Genomic DNA, 22,990 nt, shown 5'->3' with positions numbered 1-22,990 from the left:
TCTCCTCTCTTTGTTATTACGTCATTAACAACACAATCACGAGCCCCCAGGTGATGAGCAGTATGTTGCCCACGGCGTAGGTCACGGTGTAGCCGAGAGCCGGCGTCTTGCTCTTCGCCGCGTCTTGAATAAGGCCGAGAGCCGCGGTCGTAGTTCGTGCGCCTGCGGCGGCGCCCAGCGTAATCGCCGGGTGAAACTTGAACACGTACTTGCCGAGCAGGACCCCGATCACCAGCGGGACCGTGGTCGTAATGATCCCCGCCAGGAATAGACTCACTCCGGCATTTTTGAGTCCAAGCACGAAGGCCGGTCCGGAACTGATCCCGACCACGGCAATGAAGGTATTGAGCCCCACCGAATTCATCATCCAGAGGGCGGGTTCTGGAACGCGGCCGAAGGTCCGGTACACGGACCGGAGCCATCCGAAGATCAGGCCCGCGATGAGCGAGCCGCCGCTTGTAGTGAGACTCAATGGGACGCCACCGATGTTGATCGCCATGGCGCCCACCAAGCCCCCCAGAACGATCCCGGCTCCCACGAAGACCATGTCCGTCATGTTGGTCGGCCGGTCGGCGTAGCCAATCTCCTTGGCCACACGGTCGACATCACGCTTGGCGCCGACAAGAGTCAGCACGTCGCCGCGATCGACCTGGGTTCCAGGGGTTAACGGCATCTCCAGGCCGCTTCGCATCAGCTTCCGCAAAAACACCCCGCGGGCGTTCTCGGAGGCCGCCAACTCCGCCAAGGTCTTTCCGGCGAGCGATTTGTTCGTCATCACCACATCGAGCAATGTCACCGGAAAATCGAGCAGGGCTTTGTCGTCCACCTCCGGGCCGATGGCGGTTCCACGCTCGACGTGAATCTCCTGTCGGGTTGTTACGGCGACCACGTCGTCCTGATGAATCACGGTGGCGGGCTCGGCCTCGATGATCGCGCCTGCGTGGCGGACCCGGACGATAAAAACGCGGGCCTCCTTGGGAAGGGCCTCAAGCTCCGCAACGGTCCTGTTCACCAGATTCGGGTTGGTCACACGGTAGGCGCGCACATCGAAGCGCCGGGCCGCAGATATGACTCCGGGCTCGGTTTCCCCGCCCGCACCCATCTTCTCTTCCAGCTTTTTACATTCGGCCGGAAGATCCACTCCAAGGATCTTCGGCCCGATAGAGGCCAGGACCCATGCCGACCCGGCCGTGCCGAAGATGTAGGTCACGGCGTAGGCAACCGGCATGGCATTGATGAGCTTCTCCTTGTCCTCCGTTGAGATCCCAAGACGGTTGATCGCGTCCGTGGCCACGCCGAGCACCGCCGAAATGGTCTGGGATCCGGAGAGGAGACCGGCCGCCAGGCCGACGTTGTAGCCGAACAGCTTCGCGACAATTAAGACCGTCAGCAGCGAGGCCACGCACTGGAGGACGGCGAAGATCACCTGAGGGAGGCCGTCGCTCTTCAGGCCGCGGACGAACTGCGGGCCGACGCCGTAGCCAACGGCGAAAAGAAACATGAGAAAGAAAACCGATTTTACTTGTGGGGAGATCGTGATCTGCATCTGCCCCACGACGACGCCCACCAGAAGCGTCCCGGTGACCGCGCCCAGGGAAAAGGTGCCGAACTTGAGCCCGCCCACCCAATACCCCAGGGCCAGCGTGAGAAAAATCGCCAGCTCCGGATAATGTTTAAATGTCTCGATCAGCCATTCCATAAAGCTCCTTTCTCGACCCGCCATCGGCATACCAGGCCGGCCTTAGTGATTTTTGCAGCTCTGGCCGCTCTATAGTTCGGCGGCCTTGGCCTTATGTCTGGCCAGCGCATCGGCTTTAAGCAGTTCGAGACCCTTGACGGCGTTGAAACCGTGAATCTCCTTCACGTCCAGCTTCCGCATGAACGTGATCGTCTCCTGCGTGATCACCTGGCCCGGCACCATGATCGGGAAGCCGGGCGGGTATGGGATCACGAATTTGGCCGAGACCAAGGGCGGTCCGTTCTTCAGCCGATCGTCGATCTCCTGGCTGTTGAGCTTGATGTACTCGCAGTTCGCGGCGTCGTAGGCCATGTAGTAGGCGTCCCGGATATGCCCTTCCTTTGTGGCGCTCTTCGGGTCTTCGCGGAAGGCGTCATGGAAACCACTGAAGTCCGGCATGTCGGGCACGTCCTCCACCAGGGACTTGACACGCGCCTGGAAGGCCGCGCGCTCCGATTCGCCCCCCTCCTGCAGCCGCTTGTCGATCGTGCGCGCCATCTCGGCCAGGGCCTTGATGAGGTGCGCCAGATCGCTTCGGTTATTGTTGATGTTGATCTGCACCAGCACGCTGTTTCGCGAGGTCTTGTTGATCTGGATGTCGTAATCACTCGACAACAGGGCCTTGAACTGTGTCCCGTCGTAGCCGGCGTTTCCGCACAGCAAGGTAATGCGACTCGGGTCCAGGAAAAATTCATCGTCGTCGAGCGCCTTGATCGTGTCCGTCATGGTCCAACCCGGCGCCCCGTAGTCCGCCATGCCCGAGCGGCGGTATTCGGCCGGGATCATATCGGCCGGTGTCGCGGCGCGGAAGTATTTGGAGATGAGCGGATGGCTGTTGATCTCGCGCCGCATCTCGATCGCGAGCTGCGTGGCGCGCCCCACGAGCTCGTAGCCTTCCAATTCCATCTGCCGCCGCGCCACGTCGATGGAGGCGATGATCTGGAGGTTGGGCGAGGTCGATGTGTGTGTGAAGAAGGCCTCCTTGAAAGCCGCTTCGACCTTGTGGAAGTCCTGATCGGCGACCACGATGATCGATCCCTGACGCAGACAGGACATGGATTTATGCACCGAGTCGGTCTCGTACATCCGAAGCCGGACCTTGTCCGGGTCGGGCAACAGGGACATATCGAGAAGACGCGGGTCCTTGGGGTCGAGCTCGCCCGCTTGTTTCTTGAACTCCTCATACCGTTTGCGGTACTCCGGGTCCCGAATCATGGCGCGCAGATCGGCCGCGGCGCCCATCGCGGTTCTCCGACGCAAAAACGGCGAGAAGCGGGCGAAGCCGAACCAGGCCTCGTCCCAGAGAAAGATCAAGTCCGGTTTGATGGCGAGGCATTCGAGCATCGTGCGCTTCACGTTGGCGACATGCCCGTCGAAGGTGCAATTGGTGAGCACAAGCATTCTGGCCCGGTCGAGCTTGCCTTCGGCCTTGAGCCGCAGCAGTGCCTGCTTAATCGGTTTGATCGCGAGGCTGCCGTACATCGAATACTGCGTGAGCGGATAGGCGTCGATGTAGAGGGGCTGCGCGCCGGCCAGCACCGTCCCGTAGTGGTGGGACTTGTGACAGTCGCGATCGATCAGTACGATGTCTCCGGGTCGTACCAACGCCTGGTGGACGATCTTGTTGGAGGTGGAGGTGCCGTTGGTGACAAAAAAGCTGCGGTCGCCGCCGAGGGCGCGCGCCGCGGCATCCTGGGCGAGTTTGATGTTGCCCGTGGGCTCGAGGAGACTGTCGAGCCCGCCGGTGGTGGCGGAGGATTCCGCAAGAAAGAGGTTTGCGCCGTAGAATTCACCCATGTCGCGAATCCAGTTCGACTTGAAGATCGACTTGCCGCGTGCGATCGGCAGGGCGTGAAACGTGCCGATCGGGCGTTGCGCATAGCGTTTGAGGTTGTCGAAGTACGGCGTGGTGTAGCGTTCCTTGATCCCTTCGAGGATGCTCAAATGGATCTCCATCGGCTCCTCGACGCCGTAAAAGACCCGTCGGATCGAGGCGGCCTCGTCGGACCCCGCCAACTTGCCCACGTTGCGGTCGGTGACAAGGTAGATGTCCATTTCGGGTCGCACACGGCGGATTAGGCGGGACAGGGTCGCGCCAAGATCGCCGGTGCGTGCGGCCTCATCGATCGGGACCTGCTGCTGAAGAATTTCCCGCAGGACGGGCACCGAGTACTGGGAGGCGAACCCGAAGCCGTCGCTGATCACGACCGCCTGGAGGTTGTAGTTGAAAATAACGGCCAGAAGCGCATCCTCGAGACTGCCGACGATCACCGGCTCGTAGATGAATTCGTCGTGCTCCCGTCGGATTCTCCGGAACATCTCACGAAGCTCCGGCCAGGTGGAGCGTTCGCCGGGCGAGACCATGAGGATCTCAAAATACGGGCGGCGGCTCTGACCGCGTCCGATGGACGGCGGGAGAATGTCCGGGGCGTGGACTTCGCCCTCGTCTTCGAGTTTCCAAGCCTCGGGATCGTCCCGGTAGCTGTTGGCAAGCAAGGCGAAACTGATACGCTGCACGAGGCGCAGGAATCCGGTCCAGTCACCGGTTCGGATCCGGTCGTGCAGATGCTCCATGAGCCGGGGGCCGGGGAAACCGCAAAGGTCCTCGATCGGCTCCATCGCCGCGAGGAGGTCGGCGGCCTCCGTTTTTAATGGCTCGGTCTTGGACCCGGTTGATTCCGCCAATTCTTTTGCGAGACGGTGAAGGCTGCGCCACCGGTCCACGCGCGCTTCCGAAGCCGTGAAGAAATCCCTCAGGTCAATGGACGGGGAATCGGCGGAGGCCTCGCCCGCCACCGCCGGACCCGTTCGTTTCATGGCCTCCGATGTCTCGTTTTTGCTTTTCATTGTCCCGATCTCCTCTGAATCGCTTCGTTCAATGCCTTAATCAAGGTCTCATCGCTGAACGGTTTGCGCAAAAAGGCGACCGCGCCTCCCTCCAGCGCCCGATCCCGGGTGACGGCCTCGTCATAGGCGGTGATGAAAATGACGGAAAGCGGACTGTGGTCCCGGGTCAGTTGTTCCTGCACATCCAGGCCGTTCAACCCGGGCATATGCAGGTCGAGGAGGACGCAGTCCGGATGAAACGACGGCATGGCATGAATGAAATCGAGGAACTCGCCGCCGGAGGCGAAGGTATGTGTGTTCATCCCCAGCGAGTGCAGCAGCCGCTCCAGCGCGCGACAGACGGATACATCGTCATCCACAACGGCGATCAGAGGCTTGGTTTGGCTCAAGAGGAACCCCGCGCAGTCCACCCGAAACAGGTTCGTTCACTCCATGGATTACAGGGGGCTTATTCTAATGAAAAACGGGATGGGTGGATATGGGACCTTGGTCCAATGGATCGAAAGGGGGAGGATTACGAAGCGGGTCTTGGCGGAAGGCCGATCTTCTCCGTGACGCGCACGAGTTCGGCCAGCGATTGGACCTGCATTTTCTGCATCACGCGCGCCCGGTGGACTTTGACGGTTTTTTCGGCGGTGCCGAGTTCGAAGGCGATTTGTTTATTGAGCAGGCCTCTCACGACCAGGGCCATCACCTCGCGCTCGCGCGGGGTCAAGCGGTGGGCGCGATCTTGAAGGGCCTCGATCTCGGCCCGTTCCGCGCTTTCCCGTTCGGCCCGGGTCATCGCCTGTTCGATGGAGCGCAGAAGGTCCTCATCCCGAACCGGCTTGGGAATAAAATCGACCGCCCCCTCCTTCATCGCCTTCACGCTCATCGGAACATCCGCGTGGCCGGTGATAAAAATAACAGGGTGGGGGGTCTTGGCCGTCCGAAGTTCGCGTTGGAGGTCCAGCCCGCTGAGGCCGGGCAGACGAACGTCGAGCACCAGGCAGGCCGGACCGCCGCCATGAGGACCGCTGTCCAGATATTCGCGCGCCGAGGCAAAGGGCCGCACCTGATGGCCGGCGGACGTGATGAGTCGCGTCAACGCCCGCCGCACGGAGGCGTCGTCATCGATTAGAAACACCGTGGCGGGTTTAGGGTTGTCCAAGATGATCGCTCTTTTCCAGCTCGCGTAGAGGCTGCGAACCGACCCTTCCGGTCCGTCGCCTGTCGACCCGCACCGTGAAGTTAAATGTCGCGCCGCCATCGGGGTTGTTCTCCGCCCACAGACGCCCGCCGTGGGCCTCGATGATGGAGCGACTGATGGTGAGCCCCATTCCCATCCCGTCGGGTTTGGTGGTGTAAAAAGGCTCAAAAATCTTTTCGAGCCTGTCCCCGGGCAGACCGTGGCCGCGGTCGCTCACGGTCACTTTCACCCTGTGGGGGCCGTTCTGTTCTATCCGTACAACGACACGACGTTCGTCGGCCGGGATATCCTTCATGGAGTCAAACGCGTTCAATAAGAGATTGAGCACGACCTGCGTTAACTGAACCTTGTCCCCCCACGCGTGGTGCGGGCCCTGGCTGCATAGGAGCGAGACGTTCACATTGTGTAATACGGCGTCGCTTTGGACCAGCAGCATGACATTCCGGACGATTCCGGCGAGGTCGAGTGCCGCGTATTCGTGCGCTTCCTTCCTGACCAGCGAGCGCAAACGGCGGATGACCTCGCTGGCACGGCTGTTGTCCTCGATAATGTCTCTGAGAATCTCTTGCAGCGTCTCCATGTCGGCCGGGTTGGCGAGCAGAAAGCGCTGGGCGGCCTGGGCGTTGCTCAGGATGGCCGTGAGCGGCTGGTTCAACTCATGCGCCAGCGATGCGGCCAGCTCTCCCATCGTCGAAATGCGTTGGATGTGCGTGAGCTCCTCGCGCTGACGGTCCGCTTGCAATTCGGTCTGCTTGCTCGCTGTTTTGTCCACCACGACGCCTTGCGTCCGGATCAGACGACCCTGTGAATCGAGAACCCCTTTCCCTTTCACCAACACCCAACGCTCCGTGCCACCGGGACGTGACAAACGGCACTCGAATTCAAATAACTGTCCGTTTCCTGCGGCGGCCGTAATCGCAGCGAGGGCCCGATCGCGATCTCCGGGATGAATTCGGCCATAAAGGTCATCGATCTGAAACACCGCCTCTTCTTTAAAGCCCAGGATCGTTCGCAGTGTGCGGTTGGCCCATACTTCACCGGATGGCAAGTCGCGCACCCACAGACCCAAATGACCGGCCCCCGAGGCCAGTTCTATCAAGTTATGGCTCTCCCGAAGGCTCCTCTCGACCTTCCGGAAACGGGAGCGCTGCACGAATAAACCGATGATCAATGCGGTTTGAAACGTTATGATGGCGAGCCCCGCAAGAAGATACCATCGATACTTTTCCCATGCCGAAGGGGTCCGAAATTCCAAGACGCTGCCCGGCGGCAAGCGGTTTTCATCGATTCCCCACCGATGAAGCGCAGTCCAGTTGAAGACGGGCAGGGCGTCCTTATGAAGTTCAAGGGGGTTTGAATTGGCCGATCCGCCTTGAAGAATGCGGCCGGCGAACTCGCCCACCTTTTTTCCGATCGTCTCAAACTGGATGACCGATCCGCCCACGGCTCCGACTTTCACGATCCCCTCAAAAAAACCGTATACGGGAACGCTCGCGCGGTCGACAATCCTCTGCGCGGCTTCCACCGGAACAAAAGATTCGCCCGTGGAATCCCGAAAGATCGTCGTATAGAATACGGCCGTGTCCCGGTCCAAGGAGGAAACGTCCTTCTCCAGTTCCGCCAGGGAACGGTCGGTCCAGAATTCGACCGCAACGCGGCCCTCCAGCGACCGGGCATCTTCCCGAACCCTGTTCAGGTACGCTTTATCAAAGGGCGTGGTGCCGCCGATGACCACGATCCGCCGCACCTCGGGCTGCAACTTTAAAATAAGCTCCATCGTCCCGAGCATATCGGAACGCTGGATAAAGCCGGTTACATTGGGGCCGAATTTTTCAAGAGAGACCTCTCCTTCGGTGAGACCCATCAGAACGATCGGCACGCTCGGAAAATCGGTTTTCGCCAGCTCTGCAAGAAGGTCAAAGCTCACGGTGCATAACGCGACGATCAGGTCGGGAGGATGCGAGGCGTATTTCTCGCGCACGTAATTCAGAAACAGCGGAGATAGCTTCTCCTGGGGATAACGCCCGGCGTCGAGGTATTCGGCGTTAAATTCGACACGCCACTGAAGGGCCGTTCGAATCACAGACTCCGCATTTCTTTGGACGGTTGAGACGCCCGGCATGACGCTGCTTTGGTCCGATAGGATCAGGACGCGTCGGGCCCTCTCGACATCCGCGGCGTTCACGCCCGTTGCGGTGGCCAGGCTCATCCAACACAGCGCGCAAACGGCCATTTTTACAATTCGTTCCCGCATAAGGAAGCTCAACCGGGCCTAAACGAGCCGAAGGGAAGAACCGTCGGCCACGGCTGCGATTACAGATCCATGGGTTGCATCCATGGTATCCTTTGTATCGCTCTTAAGTCAATGCGCCAAGCCTCCGTAGTGTTACTTAGGGTAGTTGGGAAACAAGGCCGTTGCAGGAAACAGGAGGCGACATTCGTCCGACCCTTGTTTTTACACGGTAAGTTACCGACTAGTAATATTACGAGTTGATAATTTTGGTAAAATATGCCTTTTAGGCCCGCCCGGCATGGACCGCCGGACCAAGCGCTCGGTTCAATCTGAACCCGAGCCATGGCCAAGGCGATCCCGATCGTTTCGTGGGTTAAATTTCCGGGTGCTTGAAAACGGAAATCAGTGAAGATGGGACAGCTCGGCGTCTTCCGAAACACGATCTGCCGGGCCGTTTATATCGACCCCGGCCCCCCGGCGGCCGCGCGGTCGGCGAGTACCCGGGCATGGTCCCGGCGAACACGCCCGGCCGGAATGGATGGATCGCCGTCGCGCAAGCGCGAAAGCATCCCGACCTTTTCGCTCCCGGTCACAAGCCAGAGGATGTTCCGTGAACGGTTCAAAATGGGATAGGTCAGGGTCATCCGACGTCGCTGGTGATATATCCCCGTCAGGGCGACATCCCGGTCGGTGATGTGGAGGACCGGATCACCCGGCACGAGTGAAGCGGTGTGACCGTCCGGTCCAAGTCCCAGATGGACCAGGTCGAGCACCGGCGGCGAGCCGGCGATCTCTTTGAGGGTCAGGGCATAGCCCATGGCGGCAACTTCCAGATCCGACGACTCCACCGGCATGGGATGGATTTGCTCCGGAGGCAGCGGGGAATGGTCAAGCAGGCTTTCGCGCAACCGGGTGAGGTTCCGGTCCGGGTGACCCTCCGGGACCACCCGTTCGTCCACCTGCACGACATGAATTTCATCCCAGGGGAGGTCTTCCGAGGCCAGCGCACGAAGCATCGCCCACGGTGTACGGCCACCGCTCATGGCCACGATGAACCGGCCGCGCGCGGCCGCGGCCGCCCGAGCCTCCGCGGCGATGATTTTGGCCGCCTCTTTTGCCACCGCATCGGCATCGGGAAGAATTTTGATTTGCATGAGACCTCTGTTTTTCCCCTCATTTCTCCTGTTTTTCCACGTGTCCGCCGAACTCGAAGCGCATGGCCGAGAGCAACTTGTCCGCGAACCCGGCCTCGCCTCGTGAGCTGAACCGTTCAAAGAGCGCCGCGGTCAGGACGTGGGCCGGCACCGCTTCATCCACGGCGGCCTTGATCGTCCACCGTCCTTCGCCCGAATCCGACACCCGCCCGGTGAAGCGCGAGAGTTCGGGATCTTTGGCCAGTGCGGCGGCCGTCAAATCCAGCAGCCACGAAGCGACCACGCTCCCGCGTCGCCAGACTTCCGCGATGTCGCTCAGATTAAAATCGTAGGAATAATGCTCGGGCTCGCGCAGGGGGGTCGTCTCCGCATCGGCCTCGTGTTTTCTCTTACCGACGTTTGCGGCGCGCAGGATGCCCATCCCCTCGGCGTAGGCGGCCATGAGACCGTACTCGATTCCGTTGTGCACCATCTTGACAAAGTGGCCGGCGCCGTTCGGCCCGCAGTGCAGGTAACCCTGGTCGGCGGTGCCGGGAATCTTCTCGCGCCCCGCGGTGTGCGGGATGTCGCCCGCGCCGGGAGACAGGCCGGCGAAGATCGGATCGAGCCGCTTGACCGGCGCGGCCTCGCCGCCGATCATCAAGCAGTAGCCCCGCTCCAGACCCCAGACCCCTCCGCTGGTTCCCACATCCACGTAATGGATCCGTTTGGCCGCAAGATCCTTGGCCCGCCGGATGTCATCCACATAACAGGAATTGCCGCCATCGATGAGAATGTCCCCGGCCTCGAGATGGGGCCGGAGGTCGGCGATGGTTTTATCCACGACCGCCGCCGGAACCATCATCCAGATCGCCCGCGGTTTCTCCAGTTTTTTGGCGAGATCCGCAAGCGAGGAGGCCCCGACCGCTTTCTCCTGCGCCAACGCCTTCACCGTTTTTGGCGACTGGTCGAAGACGACGCAGCGGTGGCCGTTTTTCAAAAGCCGCCGCACCATGTTCGCGCCCATTCTGCCCAAACCGATCATCCCAATTTCCATATTAGATCCCTCTCACCATAGCCATGGCTCGTTGTGAAGGCCTTCATCCCGCCCCCTTCGAATTCCGATACCGACGGATCAGATGGTTCGTCGAACTGTCATGGCCGAGCTTGGGCGCCGTCTTGCTCTCAAGTTCCGGAAGAATCCGCTGGGCCAGCGCCTTGCCGAGCTCCACGCCCCATTGATCGAACGAATTCAAATTCCAGACGACGCCCTGGGTGAAAGTCAGGTGCTCGTACAGGGCGACCAAGGATCCCAGGATTTCCGGCGACAGGCGTTCGGCGAGGATCATGTTCGACGGTCGGTTTCCCTCGAAGACCCGGTGCGGCGCCAGGGCCGGGGGGGTGCCCTCGGCTTTGACCTCCTTGTCCGTCTTGCCGAAGGCCAGCGCTTCGGCCTGGGCGAAGACATTCGCCAGCAGCATGTCGTGATGGCGGCCGAGCGGGTTGAGCGAACGGTTGAATGCGATGAAGTCGCAGGGGATCAGCCGAGTCCCCTGATGAATCAGCTGATAGAACGAATGCTGGCCGTTGGTTCCGGGCTCGCCCCAGTAGATTGCGCCGGTCGGGTAATCCACCTCGGTTCCCTCCAGCGTCACGTGTTTTCCGTTGCTCTCCATGATCAGCTGTTGGAGATAGGCCGGGAACCGTTTCAGGTATTGATCGTAGGGCAGGACCGCGACGGTTTGAGCGCCGAAGAAGTTATTATACCAGAGGGACAGTAGGCCCATGAGAACCGGCAGGTTGCGCTCGAAAGGGGCTTCGCGGAAGTGGTTGTCCATTCGGTGGAAGCCCTCCAGCATGGCGCGGAATGGCTCCGGGCCGACCGCCAGCATCGTCGAGAGGCCGATGGCCGAGTCCATGGAGTAGCGGCCGCCGACCCAGTCCCAGAACCCGAACATGCTGGCGGGATCGATGCCGAACTTCGACACCTCCGCCGTGTTCGTCGATACGGCGACAAAATGCCGGGCCACCGCCTTTTCATCTCCCCCGAGACCCTTCAACGCCCAGTCCCGGGCGGTGCGGGCGTTGGTCATCGTCTCCAGGGTCGTGAAGGTTTTCGAGGAGACGATGAGCAGGGTCTCCGCGGGGTCCAGGTCCCGAATCGCCTCCGCGAAGTCCGTCCCGTCGATGTTGGATACGAAGCGGAAGGTCAGGGCCCGATCGCTGAAATGCCTGAGGGCCTCATAGGCCATCACCGGCCCGAGGTCGGAGCCCCCGATCCCGATGTTGACGACGTTGCGAATGCGCTTGCCGGTGTGGCCCTTCCAGGCCCCGCTGCGGATCCGATTGGCGAACTCGGCCATTTTATCCAGCACGGCGTGAACTTCTGGAACCACGTTCCCGCCGTCCACGACGATCGAGGCCCCCCTCGGCGCCCGCAAGGCCACATGCAGCACGGCCCGGTTTTCGGTGACGTTGATCTTCTCCCCCCGGAACATGGCCTCGATCCGCTCCCGCAGACGGGATTCTTCCGCCAGCTTCAGGAGGAGCGCGATGGTTTCATCCGTGATCCGGTTTTTGGAGTAATCCAGGAAGAGACCCGCCCCCTCGGCCGTCATCCGCTCGCCGCGTTTGGGATCGTCCGCGAAAAGCTTCCGGAGATGCAACCCCCGGACCTTCTTATAATGGGCCTGGAGAGCCTTCCATGCCTTTCGTCGGGTCAGGGGTGCGGTGCCATGCCGTTTTGCCCGGGGATTTTTAATTTTCATGATGACGCGGCCTCCATCACGCGATCCGTCGTCGGTCTTTCAAGAACCCCCGAGCGCTTTGCGGAGTGTGTCAAATCGCGGATCCATGGGAAGGCCGGATCCGACAGCATCTTCTGAGTGCAGCGCCAGCGCCAGTTACCCTCCGCACGACCGGGGATGTTCATTCGAGCCTCGTCTCCAAGGCTGAGGAGATCCTGTAAAGGAGTCATGGCCAACGCCGCCGGTGAGGACCACGCCAGGCCGATCAGTTCGCGCGCGACCTCCTCGCTTCTCCCAGGGGGGCGCTTTAGATAATCCCATAAATTTTTGCGTTGGTTCTCGGGCAATTCAGCATACCAGCCGCGCGTTGTGGGGTTGTCGTGGGTGCCGGTGTACACCACCGTGTTGGGGACGTAGTTTTCGGGGAGGTAGGGGTTGTCCGACTGGCCGTCGAAGGCGAACTGAAGGACCCGCGTTCCGGGTAAATGCATCTTGTCCCGTAGCCCATTCACCGCGGAAGTAATCACCCCCAAATCCTCGGCGATGAAAGGCAGCGTTCCTATCTCCATCTCCAGCGCATTGAAAAATTTTAAACCCGGACCGCGCCTCCAGCGGCCCGATCGGGCCGTCGGCGCCCCCGCCGGGATCTGCCAGGCCGCCACGAAGGCCCGGAAATGATCCAGGCGGACCACGTCGACGTGAGCCAGCAGCGCCCGAATGCGGTCCATACACCAGCGATAGCCGGTGCGACGAAGCGCCGCCCAGTCGTAGAGAGGGTTGCCCCAAAGTTGTCCATCGGCGCTGAAATAGTCGGGCGGTACCCCGGCGACGACGCGCGGACGGCGATCTTCGTCCAACAAAAAAAGTTCCGGGTTGGCCCACACGTCGCTCGAATCGGGGGAAACGAAAAAAGGCAGATCGCCGATCAATCGGACACCCTTGCCCCGTGCGTATTCCCTGAGGCGCGCCCCCTGACGGAACAACAGAAATTGTACAAAGCATACCCGATCGACCTGGCCGGCCAGTTCCTGACGTGCCCGTTCGAGGGCAGCCGGGTCCCGGCGCACCAGCTCGGCCGGCCATTGGAGGTAATAGGCGCCGTTGTACCGGGCTTTGAGCGCTTGGAAGAGGGCATAGTCCTCCAGCCAATGGGCCTGATCGGTGCGGAAATTCTGACAGGCGTTCTGCAAGTCGGCGTGCGCCTGCGATTGGAAGTTATTCCAGGCCTTCTCGAGCAACCGGTGTTTGAATGAGGCGACGGCCTGGTAATCGACGGCGGTTTCGGAGAAGGATGGGCCTTGGCAATCGTTCGCATTCAACAGTCCGTCCTCGATGATCCAGTCCGGGCTGATCAGTAGCCCGTTACCGGCAAAGGACGAAAGGGATTGGTACGGCGAGTCACCGTATCCGGTGGGTCCCAACGGCAGGGCCTGCCACCAGGTTTGACCCGCCTCGTTGAGTTGGTCGACCCACGCCATCGCGGACGGCCCCAAGTCGCCAATGCCGTAAGACGAGGGGAGCGAGGTGACGTGAAGGAGGATGCCCGAAGCACGGTATCCAGGGGGAAACGGTGGAATACTTGTCGGCCGGGTTTTGTCGATCATGGTCAATCCCTTTGCCGGTCGCGTCCGGGCTTGGATGATTCCAACGCATTGTTGACGATCTTTTGGGCCTCGCTCACAATCGCGTCCAGATGAGCCGGATCCTTGAAGCTCTCCGCGTAAATCTTGTAGAGGTTCTCCGTGCCGGAAGGCCGGGCCGCAAACCACCCGCTGGCTGTCACGACCTTGAGCCCGCCGATCGGAGCACCGTTGCCCGGGGCGCGTGTCAGCTTGGCCGTGATCGGTTCGCCCGCCAGTGTCGCCGCCGTGACCGCCTCGGGTGACAGTTTTTCCAATTTCGCCTTCTGCTCGGGCGTCGCGGGCGTGTCCACGCGCGTGTAGTGGGGCGCCCCGAAATCATCGGTCAATTCCCGATAATGCTCGCCGGGATCCCGGCCGGTGCAGGCGGTGATCTCGGCCGCAAGCAGGTTCATGACCAGGCCGTCCTTGTCGGTCGTCCAGACCCGGCCGTCGCGTCGTAAAAAGCTCGCCCCGGCGCTCTCCTCGCCTCCGAAGCAATACGAGCCGTCGAACAGTCCGGGGGCAAACCATTTGAAGCCCACCGGAACCTCGGATAGACGGCGGCCGAGCTTCTGCACAACGCGGTCGATCATGCTGCTGCTGACCAGCGTCTTGCCGACGGCGGACTGGACCGACCAGAGGGGACGGTGCGTGAGGAGATAGCGGATGGCGACCGCCAGATAGTGGTTGGGGTTCATCAAGCCGGAAGAGGGGGTGACGATCCCGTGGCGGTCCGCGTCGGCGTCGTTGGCGAATGCCAAGCGGTACTTGTCCTTCAGCCCGACGAGCCGGGCCATGGCGTACGGGCTGGAACAGTCCATTCGGATCCGCCCGTCGTAATCGACCGTCATGAAAGAAAAGGTCGGGTCGATCGCGGGATTGACGACGGCGATGTCGATCCCGTAAATGGCGTTGATCGGTTCCCAATAGGGTTGGGCGGCGCCTCCGAGCGGGTCCACGGCCAACTTGAGCCCCGCCGCGCGGATGGCGTCCAAATCGATGACGTTTCGCAGGTCGTTGACGTAGGGCAGGAGGAAGTCTTCCTGTCGGAGGGTCTCCGCTTTGATCGCCGTGGAAAACGGCACGCGCTTGACCCCGGCGTTGCCCTTTTGTAAAAGCTCGTTGGCCCGGTCCTGGATCCAGTGCGTGACCTCGGTTTCGGCCGGTCCGCCGTGGGTCGGGTTGTACTTGAATCCGCCGTCCTCCGGCGGATTGTGCGACGGCGTAACGACGATGCCGTCGGCCAGGTGAGTCTTGCGGCCGCGGTTGTAGGCGAGGATGGCCCGGGAGACCGACGGCGTCGGCGTCACCCCGTCCTCCTTTTGAATGACGGTCTCGACGCGGTTGGCCGCCAGGACCTCGAGCGCGGTCCGCTGGGCCGGACCGGACACCGCGTGCGTGTCCTTGCCCATGTAGAGCGGGCCGTCCGTGCCCCGGCTGTGACGGTAGTCGCAGATCGCCTGGGTGATGGCCAGGATGTGGGCTTCGGTAAATGAGCCGCGCAAGGGCGAGCCCCGGTGCCCGCTGGTGCCGAAACTCACCCGCTGGTTGGGATCCGCGACATCGGTCCGCTTCTCGTAATAATCGCGTTCCAGCCGGGCTACGTCCACCAACATCTCTTTTGTGGCGGGCTTGCCTGCCAGGGGGGAAAGCGCCGTCATTTTTTCTTCCTCCCGTATCCGACCATCCAACAAAGATTATAGGAAGGGAGGGGTCCCAGTTTCAACTCGCAAAAATACGGGGCTTCAGGAAACGTGGTTCCGAGAATGATTAGGATGCACTTCGGGATCGATCGAGAAATTTAAAATACACCCTTCGCCTGAATAGGCCTCACGGATTCCATAAAGTCACAACTTAAACGTCAATCCCACGGTCAGTTCCCCCTGAAGGACCCCGCCGCCTTGCACCCGAATGGTGCAGCCGCCGCCGGAGCAAAAGATCGTGGTGTTGGAGTTTACCGCGGTGAAGATGCCGCGTGCATCAAACCGAAGACCGAGACGTTCCGTCAGGGGGATCTTGGCCCCTCCGCCGAGGGCCAGCGAAAAATGATATTCCGTGGACCGATCCGCCCCCTCCGGGTCCATACGGGTGAGACCGAATGTCCCCGCAACAAACGGTCGGACGCGATCCCCTTCGAGCTCATAGAGGCCGCCGATGTGGTAATAGTCGACGGTGAGGTCGAAATTCGGATCGCCGGTGACCGTCCCCCCTTCCGAAAGCTTGGTTTTCTGGCGACTCAGGTAAACCTCGATCTGTTTGGCGGGCTCAAGGTCGAAATCGAGCATCAGACCGAAGCTCCCGGATTCATCGATCCCGATTCTCTCGCCGGTGTTGGCGTCCTCAAACACACCGCCGAATCGAAACCCTGCGAAGGGGGTGATTTCGATTCCCGAGGCCGCGGCGGCCGCTCCGGGGAGCGACCCGACAAGGATTATAATTATGGTGAAGAGTAATAACTTCGGCAATGGACGACGACCCTATCCTTTTCCGGCGCTGGGAGCCTTGTCCGCATCTTAAACGACCGGCCTTCCGTTTCAACTCGGGGAAGCACCGCTTAGTAAATTTACCAGGTCGGAGACGCCGGGCAGTCGCCGGCTCGCTTCCGGGGCCTTGAATTTGAAATTACGGGGCTTGAAATCGGCCGGGTGAACTATTGGCTGGGGGACGAGGATTCGAACCTCGATAGACAGAGTCAGAGTCTGTCGTCCTGCCATTAGACGATCCCCCAACCTTGTATGATCTATGATAACGGTCTTTGAAATGGCCGGACATGGACCGACGGGGGATCATTCTGAGGCATCGGGGGGGAGCATGTCAACCGGTTTCTTTGGTCAAGCGATCTTTCGGTCCTTTTCCGGATCCTCGATCCGGCCGAATTCCGTCGGCTCCATTTTCACTGCTTTTCCACGAGGCGATTCTGCGACAGGTTTTTCATTATGATTTTTACAAACGATCGCACCTCCGTTTCCATGGGATCGCCAACGAGCGTTTCGGTCATGACCGACCAGATCAGGTGTTGATTGCTGACGTCGTAGAGTTGGGTTTCGACATACAGGATGTCCCGCTGGACGGTGTATCCGGGGGTGGCCTGGTAATAGTCAAAGCCTCTTGAGTAATAGTCATTCCAGCCGGGATTGTACGCTCCGGGATGTGTGGCGTACACGCTGCCCGGATAGTAGGTTTCGTAGGATTTCTTGTCCACGAGACGGGTGATTAAAACCGTATCCGCATGGATTTTTTCCGCCGCGGCCGCGATTTCCTCTTTATCAAGCTTCCGGTCCAGCGGGAGCAGGCTGTACCCGGGAACCGCCTCGATGCCCCGGGTTTTCAGTTGCCGAGAGAACTCGTCCTCGAATACCCGCAGGAGGGTGGGTTTCCCGGTGACGAGTAACACCAGGGCTTTTTGGGGGGTTTGGGTATAGGCGTCGTCCCTCCAGGCGGCCGTCACTTGCGTGGAGGCGCAAGAGGAAAGGAGGATCGCCCCGAATAGGGTCATGGCGGCCGATAAATATATAGTTTTCATCATGATTATCTCCTTCAAGGAAAATTCGAGCGTGAAGAATCGCCTCACGCGGTTAATTGGGGGCTGAACGTATGGATGGGGACACATAGTTTCCCCCTTTCATCACGGTTTCCACGGCCGGAACGAGATCGATGACGGCTGTCCGTTTAAGCACAACCCCTTTGGCCCCGGCGGCAAGGCACTCATGAAGGACCGCTTGATCGTCATGGACGCTTAAAACGATGACAGGAATTTCAGGGCGTAATCTTCGAAGGAGGCGGACCACATTGGCCTCCGACGCTACGGGCATGGAGAGGTCCACGATGATGAGGTCGGGCGCGGCCCTGGCCACGGCGTCCACCAGGGATTTTTCATTCACAACCATATAAATCACATCCACCGAGGCTTCCAGGAGGTCCCGGAGGCCCTCCAGCATACCAAGATGTGAATCGGCCAAAAGTATTCGGGGCCTTTGCATTCTCCTCCGTCCTTTCAAACGGGCTCCGACAGTCCGCCTGAAACGTCGCCATCAATCGTGAGTGATTTTATGTTGTATGCGAAGATGTACTAGAGATTGGCAGGGAACACAACTAGGGAAAATACGGGTTTTTCGAAAATAATGTCCTCAAGGATCACTTCAAATAGAGACAACCCGGTGCTTGATCGCATAACGGATCAAATCGGCCCCGTTATTAATTCCGAGGTCTTCCATCATTCGATATTTGTGGAATTCCACCGTCCTCACCGAAATATCCAGAATCGTGGCAATTTCCTTGGCGGAATGCCCCTCGGCCAAAAGCTGAAGGACCTGACGCTGTCTCGATGTGAGCTGGTTGAGGGTATCCCTATCCCGGTGGGACCCTGCCTTATAGGACTGCATCAGCTCTCCGGCGATCAGCGGCGTCACGTAGGTCCGGCCTTTCAGCGATTCCCGGATGGCCGTAATAAGTTCCTCGGGGGCCGAATGTTTCAGGACATAACCCGAGGCGCCCGATTCGAAGGCCTTCACCGCGTAGGCCACATCGGGGTGCATGGTGAGAAAGACAACTTTGACATTTTCTTGAGTGTGTTTGAGAAATTGAACCGCTTCAATCCCGTTTAACCCGGGCATGCTGATGTCGACCACGATGACATCAGGGCTAAGTTTCTGGGCGGAGTTGATGAGCTCGCGCCCATCTTGAACCGTCCCAACAATATCAAATTCGGGCTCCAGAAGACTTTTCAGTCCCTCGATCACAATTTTATGATCATCGGCAAGAATCACACGCGCCTTCGTCATGGGTTTTTCTCCGGGAACGGAACAAAGACTTCCACCACCGTGCCTTTCCCCGGCTCCGAGTTTATGGACATTGAGCCATGAATTAAACGAACCCGCTCTCTCATACCGGTGAAGCCGAGGCCGGCCTTATGTCTTACTTCGTTCATGTCGAAGCCTGTCCCGGCGTCCCGAACGGTGAGACGCAGGCCTGCCGGTTCGCCGGCAAGGGAAATATGGGCCTCCTCGGCTTTGGAATGTTTGGCGACATTCCGGAGGCCTTCCTGAATCACCCGGTATATGCAAAGTGAAATATCCTGCGGAATCGGTCCCGGAATTGACTCGGGGGAGAACGATACGACGATGCCGGTGCTCTTGGCAAAGGCGTAGCATTCCGCCTCAATGGCGTGGATCAATCCAAGATCGTCGATAATGGAAGGATGGATCTGGCGAGAGAGGTTATGGACGTCTTCGGATATCTTGATCAATTTCTTTTTGATATCCGCAAGCTTCTGATGAACCTCCGGAGGGCTGGCCGCGCACTTTTGCTCAAGCAATCCGGCGTCGATGGCCAGGACGGCCAGTCTTTGCGTCAAGTCATCATGGAGATCCCGGGCCAGCTGTCGCATATCTTCTTCCTGCGACGTCAACAACCTGGAGGCCAGTTTCTGGAGGTCGCTCTGGCTCCACCGAAGAGCCGCCTCGTTCTTTCGCAGGGTTTCTTCCATCTCCTTGCGATCGGTAATGTCGATACAGGACCCGATGTAACCAAGGAAAGTGCCTTCGGAAAACAACGGGCTGCCCGTATCAAAGATCCAGCGATAATGGCCGTCCGCGCGGCGGAGCCGGTATTCCATCTCAAAGAGTTCTCTCCGGTCGAATGCAGTGATATAGGTATCGAGACACCGGTGAAAATCGTCAGGGTGAACCCCATCCGCCCACCCGTTTCCAAGCTCCTGTTCCATTGTTCGTCCGGTGAAATCAAGCCAGCGCTTGTTGAAATACGTGCAGAGCTTATCAGGCCCCGCCATCCAGATAAGCACGGGTGCGCCATTGGCAAGAGTCCCGAACCTCTCCTGCATGGCGCCGGTCTTGAGGATGGAACGCCGGAGCCTTGCGCGGTAATATAATACCGCAAAAATTAAGATGACCTGTAGGAATCCAAGAGCGACAAACCCGATCATCGAATGCCACCTGGAATCATATAAGCCGCGGGCTCGCCGGAGGACTCCCCGAGGGCGAGCCCGTGAGGATTTCCTATTTTTTCGGCGGGAATTGGTTCAGGATTTCGTTCACCGCTTCATCGATGAGGGCCTTACGTTTCGTCGGATCCCCTACGATGCCGACCGCCGTTCCGCGCCAGACCACTTCCTTTGAGTCGGCCTTGATGATGTCCAGCACCAGCGTCCCTTCCCTGTACCGGTCGATCGTTATTCCCTGATTGCAAATCCGAGTTCCGCAATAGTAGTCTGCCACCCGCGGCTCCACCTTGTCCTCGACCGACGCGTGGTAGGCCAGAAAAAAATCCGGGTTCTCCCCGCTTCGTTTTACGTATCCGCGCTTCGTCATTCCATTTTCCACCGCCTCTTTGATCAGTTGGCCCACTTGTGCGGCAATGGCCGTCTCCGGAGGTTTGTCGGTTATTTCGTTCCGGGGCATCCAGTCATAAGTCCTCATCTGGGAAAAATTTACGGTTGGCTCATAGGCCGAAGTGACCGTGAAGGAACTACAGGCCGTCGCCCAGGTCATCATGCTTAAAAAGAAAAATGTGCGGACTCTGTTCATGAATTTATTCTTTTTTTCGTCCCGTTCGAGATTCGGGTTGCCAACGAATTTAAAAGCAAGGGGCTCTATTTTGAAATACCCGGGCAGATCAAGTCAATCGCTTTCTTGCGGGATAGCTTCGGGCACGGATGCGGAAACGGTTTGGCAACGTGCGGACGAATTCAAAAATCCTGGACGTCATCTGTGCGATGATGATGCGGCATCAAATTCCGTGAGGTCGCCTTCATTGTTTCGGGGGAAAGTTTTGAAGCAGGCGGCCGACAGCTCCTTCAATCGCCTCCTGTCTTTTGGACGGATCCCCGATCAACCCGACCGCCGTACCCCGCCAGACCACCCGGTTTGAATCGGCCTCGATGATGTCCAGCACCAGCATCCCCTCCCTGATTTTTACCAAATCGATCCCCTGCGGACAAATACTTTCTCCACACGAGTAGGTGATCGCCCTCGGCTCCATCTTTTCCTTAACTTGTGCGCGGTAGGCCACAAAAAAGCCCGGTTTTACACCCGCTCTGTTTTCTTTCTCATAGCCGCGGGCGGCCAACTCTTTTTCCACCGCCCCCTCGATGATATAGCCCACCCGCCCGGCCGTGATCACCTCCTGAAGGTTATCACTGTCCTTCGGTCGTTGCACCCAGGCGTAGGTCTTCAATCGGGCAAAATTGATGCCCGGCTCGTAGACCGTGTTCACCGTAATTGTGGAGCAGGCGGCGGCCCAGGTTGTAATATAGAACAGTAAAAGAAGGTGGAGCCCTTTCATCGCCCTGTTCGTATTTTTCGTTGACAAGTCTGTGAAGTGGCGCCGGTTCTTTTTTTTTCCCGGGCCCCGCGGGATCCTTTTTTATTTGGGAGGAAACACGCTGAGCAACTGACGGACCGCCGTTTCAATAATTTCCTTTCGTCTGGACGGATCCCCGACCTCGGCGACTGCCGTTCCCTGCCAGACCACATCGTTGCTGTCGGCCTGGATGATGTCCAGGATCAGCGTTCCTTCCCTGACCTGATTCATATCCATTCCCTGGCCGCAAATTCCCCGCCCGCAGTTGTAGGTCACGACTTGGGGTTCAACTCTGGTCTGGACGCGGGCGTGATAATTCAGGTAAAAGTCGGGTTTCCCGGCGGTAGATTTATTGAATCCTCGTGCCTCCAGCCCCTTCTCCACCTCGGACTCGATCATCTGGCCCACCTCCGCGGCGGCCGCGGTCTGTTGAAGGTTTTCGCTCGATGCGGACTTCGGCATCCAGTTGAAGGTCTTGAAACGGGCGTAGTCGAAGTTTGGGTCATATTTGGCGCTTGATTTCACCGTGACCGTGGAACAGGCGGCGGTTCCGATCATCGATCCAAGCAAAACAAACAATCGCAATCCCTTGATTACACCCTTCGCGTTTATCATGAACACCTCCATCAAAATCCCCGGTTCGGTGCAAGGGCCTTCATCTTTTGTTGAAAAGCAGCTACTTCGGGTTACGGGTCGTGATCCAGTCGGTCGCTTGTTTTAGACGGGCGAGGCTGCGCTCCTTCCCGAGGATCTCCATCACCTCGTAGATTCCGGGACTCACCGTGCGGCCGGTGAGGGCCACGCGGACGGGTTGGGCCAATTGGGCCAGCTTCAACCCGTTCTGGTCAAGAAGCCCTTTAAAGGTTTTTTCCAGCTCCGGTGCAGAGAAGGCCGCCGCGGCCTCCAGTCGGCTCACGAGCTCGATCAGCACCGGCCGGATTTCCGGCGTCAGGAATTTGGTCCGGGCGGATTCGTCATAGGACAGGTCTTCTTTGAAGAAAAAGGTGGTCCCCTGCGCCAGCTCGATCAGCGTGCGAGAACGCGACTTGACCGCCGTGATAACCTTGTCCCTAACGAGGTCATCCATCGCTTCGCCGGTATGTCCCTGCCCGGCCAGAATAGGTTTGAGCAATTCGGCCAGCCGCCGGCTGTCCGCCTCATGGATATAATGACCGTTCAACCAGAGCAGCTTTTCCGGGTTGAAAACGGCAGGCGAAGAGGTGATGCTGTCGAGGGAAAATTTTTCGACCAGTTCCTCCCGGCTGAAGACTTCCTGGTCGCCGTGCGACCAGCCCAAGCGGGCCAGATAGTTGATGAGGGCTTCCGGGAGATAGCCCTGCTCATGGTACTCCCCCACCGAGGTCGCGCCGTGACGCTTGGAAAGGCGGCTTTTGTCCGGACCGAGGATCATCGACAGATGCGCGAATTTCGGAAGGGCATAGCCCAAGGCGTGGTAGATCTGGATTTGACGCGGGGTGTTATTCAAATGATCGTCCCCGCGGATCACGTGGGTGATTCCCATCAAGGAATCGTCCACCACGACGCCGAAGTTGTAGGTCGGGACGCCGTCGGAGCGGAGCATGATCAGATCGTCTAACTGCGCGTTGTCGAACCGGACGAGGCCCTTGACCAGATCGTTCACGAGGGTCTGTCCGGTTTGCGGGGCCTTGAACCGAATCGCGGCCGGGAGGTCCGGAGCCGGGCCCTTCCGATCCCGACACCGTCCGTCATAACGGGGAATGAGCTTCCTGGCCTGGGCTTCTTTTCGCCGCCGCTCCAGTTCTTCCGGCGTGCAATAGCATAGGTAGGCCTTGCCCTCTTTGAGGAGGCGGTCGGCGTGCTCCTTATAAACGGGGAGACGGTCCATCTGCCGTACCGGCCCTTCGTCCCAGTCCAGCCCGAGCCAGCGCATGCTGTCGAGAATCGTGTGGATCGATTCTTCGGTGGATCGCGAGCGGTCGGTGTCCTCGATCCGAAGGATAAAGGTCCCCTTGTTGTGCCGCGCGAAGAGCCAGTTGAAGAGCGCCGTTCGGACGCCGCCGATATGGAGATACCCGGTCGGGCTTGGCGCAAACCGGACCCTGACTTTTTCGTTGGCGGAGGTTGTCATGGCCCGGATTATCGCACGGACCCGGGGATAAAGTAAAGAAGAGGCTAAATCGCA

At 59.4% G+C, this 22,990-nt stretch carries 19 protein-coding genes, 1 tRNA gene and 1 pseudogene; all 21 read right to left on the bottom strand.

Going from position 1 to position 22,990, the window contains the following annotated elements:
- Positions 1-16: 16 nt before the first annotated feature.
- The 21 genes and pseudogenes from aspT to gltX all read right to left on the bottom strand — a co-directional run bounded on the left by aspT (position 17) and on the right by gltX (position 22,936).
- Entirely contained in the window at positions 17-1,699 is a 1,683-nt protein-coding gene (gene aspT / locus VMN77_05315) for an aspartate-alanine antiporter (GenBank protein HTN43200.1), read from the bottom strand.
- Positions 1,700-1,768: 69 nt separating this feature from the next.
- Entirely contained in the window at positions 1,769-4,585 is a 2,817-nt protein-coding gene (locus tag VMN77_05310) for a decarboxylase (protein ID HTN43199.1), read from the bottom strand.
- Positions 4,582-4,974, bottom strand: a complete 393-nt coding sequence (locus tag VMN77_05305; GenBank protein HTN43198.1) for a response regulator — start codon at positions 4,972-4,974, stop codon at positions 4,582-4,584. The genes VMN77_05310 and VMN77_05305 overlap by 4 nt, the downstream gene beginning before the upstream one ends.
- 125 nt (positions 4,975-5,099) lie before the next feature.
- Positions 5,100-5,735 (bottom strand): response regulator transcription factor, encoded by a 636-nt coding sequence (locus VMN77_05300; protein HTN43197.1) that lies wholly within the window; start codon positions 5,733-5,735, stop codon positions 5,100-5,102.
- Positions 5,722-8,028, bottom strand: coding sequence for an ABC transporter substrate binding protein (locus VMN77_05295; protein ID HTN43196.1), 2,307 nt, complete (start codon positions 8,026-8,028; stop codon positions 5,722-5,724). Before VMN77_05295 ends, VMN77_05300 begins: the two co-directional genes overlap by 14 nt.
- 434 nt (positions 8,029-8,462) lie before the next feature.
- Positions 8,463-9,161, bottom strand: coding sequence for a 6-phosphogluconolactonase (gene pgl / locus VMN77_05290; GenBank protein HTN43195.1), 699 nt, complete (start codon positions 9,159-9,161; stop codon positions 8,463-8,465).
- A 19-nt stretch (positions 9,162-9,180) separates the two neighbouring features.
- On the bottom strand, positions 9,181-10,197 hold the full coding sequence (gene gnd / locus VMN77_05285) for a decarboxylating 6-phosphogluconate dehydrogenase (GenBank protein ID HTN43194.1): 1,017 nt from the start codon (positions 10,195-10,197) through the stop codon (positions 9,181-9,183).
- Positions 10,198-10,240: 43 nt separating this feature from the next.
- Entirely contained in the window at positions 10,241-11,908 is a 1,668-nt protein-coding gene (pgi, locus tag VMN77_05280; protein HTN43193.1) for a glucose-6-phosphate isomerase, read from the bottom strand.
- Positions 11,905-13,491 carry a 4-alpha-glucanotransferase gene (gene malQ / locus VMN77_05275; GenBank protein ID HTN43192.1) on the bottom strand — a complete coding sequence of 529 codons (1,587 nt, stop codon included), beginning with the start codon at positions 13,489-13,491 and terminating at the stop codon, positions 11,905-11,907. Before malQ ends, pgi begins: the two co-directional genes overlap by 4 nt.
- Before the next feature lie 2 nt (positions 13,492-13,493).
- The gene (gene pgm / locus VMN77_05270; GenBank protein ID HTN43191.1) at positions 13,494-15,170 is read right to left on the bottom strand and encodes a phosphoglucomutase (alpha-D-glucose-1,6-bisphosphate-dependent); all 1,677 of its coding nucleotides are present in this window, start codon (positions 15,168-15,170) and stop codon (positions 13,494-13,496) included.
- A 186-nt stretch (positions 15,171-15,356) separates the two neighbouring features.
- Entirely contained in the window at positions 15,357-15,974 is a 618-nt protein-coding gene (locus VMN77_05265; protein HTN43190.1) for an outer membrane beta-barrel protein, read from the bottom strand.
- A 189-nt stretch (positions 15,975-16,163) separates the two neighbouring features.
- Positions 16,164-16,237: transfer RNA gene (locus VMN77_05260), tRNA-Gln, on the bottom strand.
- A 165-nt stretch (positions 16,238-16,402) separates the two neighbouring features.
- Complete coding sequence (locus tag VMN77_05255; protein HTN43189.1) at positions 16,403-17,035, bottom strand: hypothetical protein; 633 nt, start codon at positions 17,033-17,035, stop codon at positions 16,403-16,405.
- Between the two features lie 49 nt (positions 17,036-17,084).
- Complete coding sequence (locus VMN77_05250; GenBank protein HTN43188.1) at positions 17,085-17,489, bottom strand: response regulator transcription factor; 405 nt, start codon at positions 17,487-17,489, stop codon at positions 17,085-17,087.
- Positions 17,490-17,648: 159 nt separating this feature from the next.
- Positions 17,649-18,290: a response regulator transcription factor gene (locus tag VMN77_05245; GenBank protein ID HTN43187.1), complete on the bottom strand. Its 642-nt coding sequence runs from the start codon at positions 18,288-18,290 to the stop codon at positions 17,649-17,651.
- The gene (locus VMN77_05240) at positions 18,287-18,682 is read right to left on the bottom strand and encodes an ATP-binding protein (protein HTN43186.1); all 396 of its coding nucleotides are present in this window, start codon (positions 18,680-18,682) and stop codon (positions 18,287-18,289) included. Before VMN77_05240 ends, VMN77_05245 begins: the two co-directional genes overlap by 4 nt.
- Positions 18,683-19,039: 357 nt before the next feature.
- Positions 19,040-19,297: pseudogene (locus VMN77_05235) on the bottom strand (PAS domain-containing protein).
- Positions 19,298-19,523: 226 nt separating this feature from the next.
- The gene (locus VMN77_05230) at positions 19,524-20,051 is read right to left on the bottom strand and encodes a DUF4136 domain-containing protein (GenBank protein HTN43185.1); all 528 of its coding nucleotides are present in this window, start codon (positions 20,049-20,051) and stop codon (positions 19,524-19,526) included.
- A 223-nt stretch (positions 20,052-20,274) separates the two neighbouring features.
- Complete coding sequence (locus tag VMN77_05225) at positions 20,275-20,808, bottom strand: DUF4136 domain-containing protein (protein HTN43184.1); 534 nt, start codon at positions 20,806-20,808, stop codon at positions 20,275-20,277.
- 81 nt (positions 20,809-20,889) lie between these two features.
- Positions 20,890-21,441 (bottom strand): DUF4136 domain-containing protein, encoded by a 552-nt coding sequence (locus VMN77_05220; GenBank protein HTN43183.1) that lies wholly within the window; start codon positions 21,439-21,441, stop codon positions 20,890-20,892.
- A gap of 61 nt (positions 21,442-21,502) precedes the next feature.
- Positions 21,503-22,936 (bottom strand): glutamate--tRNA ligase, encoded by a 1,434-nt coding sequence (gene gltX / locus VMN77_05215; protein HTN43182.1) that lies wholly within the window; start codon positions 22,934-22,936, stop codon positions 21,503-21,505.
- Between the last annotated feature and the right edge of the window lie 54 nt (positions 22,937-22,990).

It is taken from the genome of Nitrospiria bacterium (genome assembly GCA_035498035.1).
In the GTDB taxonomy this organism is placed as follows: domain Bacteria; phylum Nitrospirota; class Nitrospiria; order JACQBZ01; family JACQBZ01; genus JACQBZ01.
Note: the sequence above shows the minus strand (reverse complement) of the source record. Positions and strands in the feature narration are given on the sequence as shown.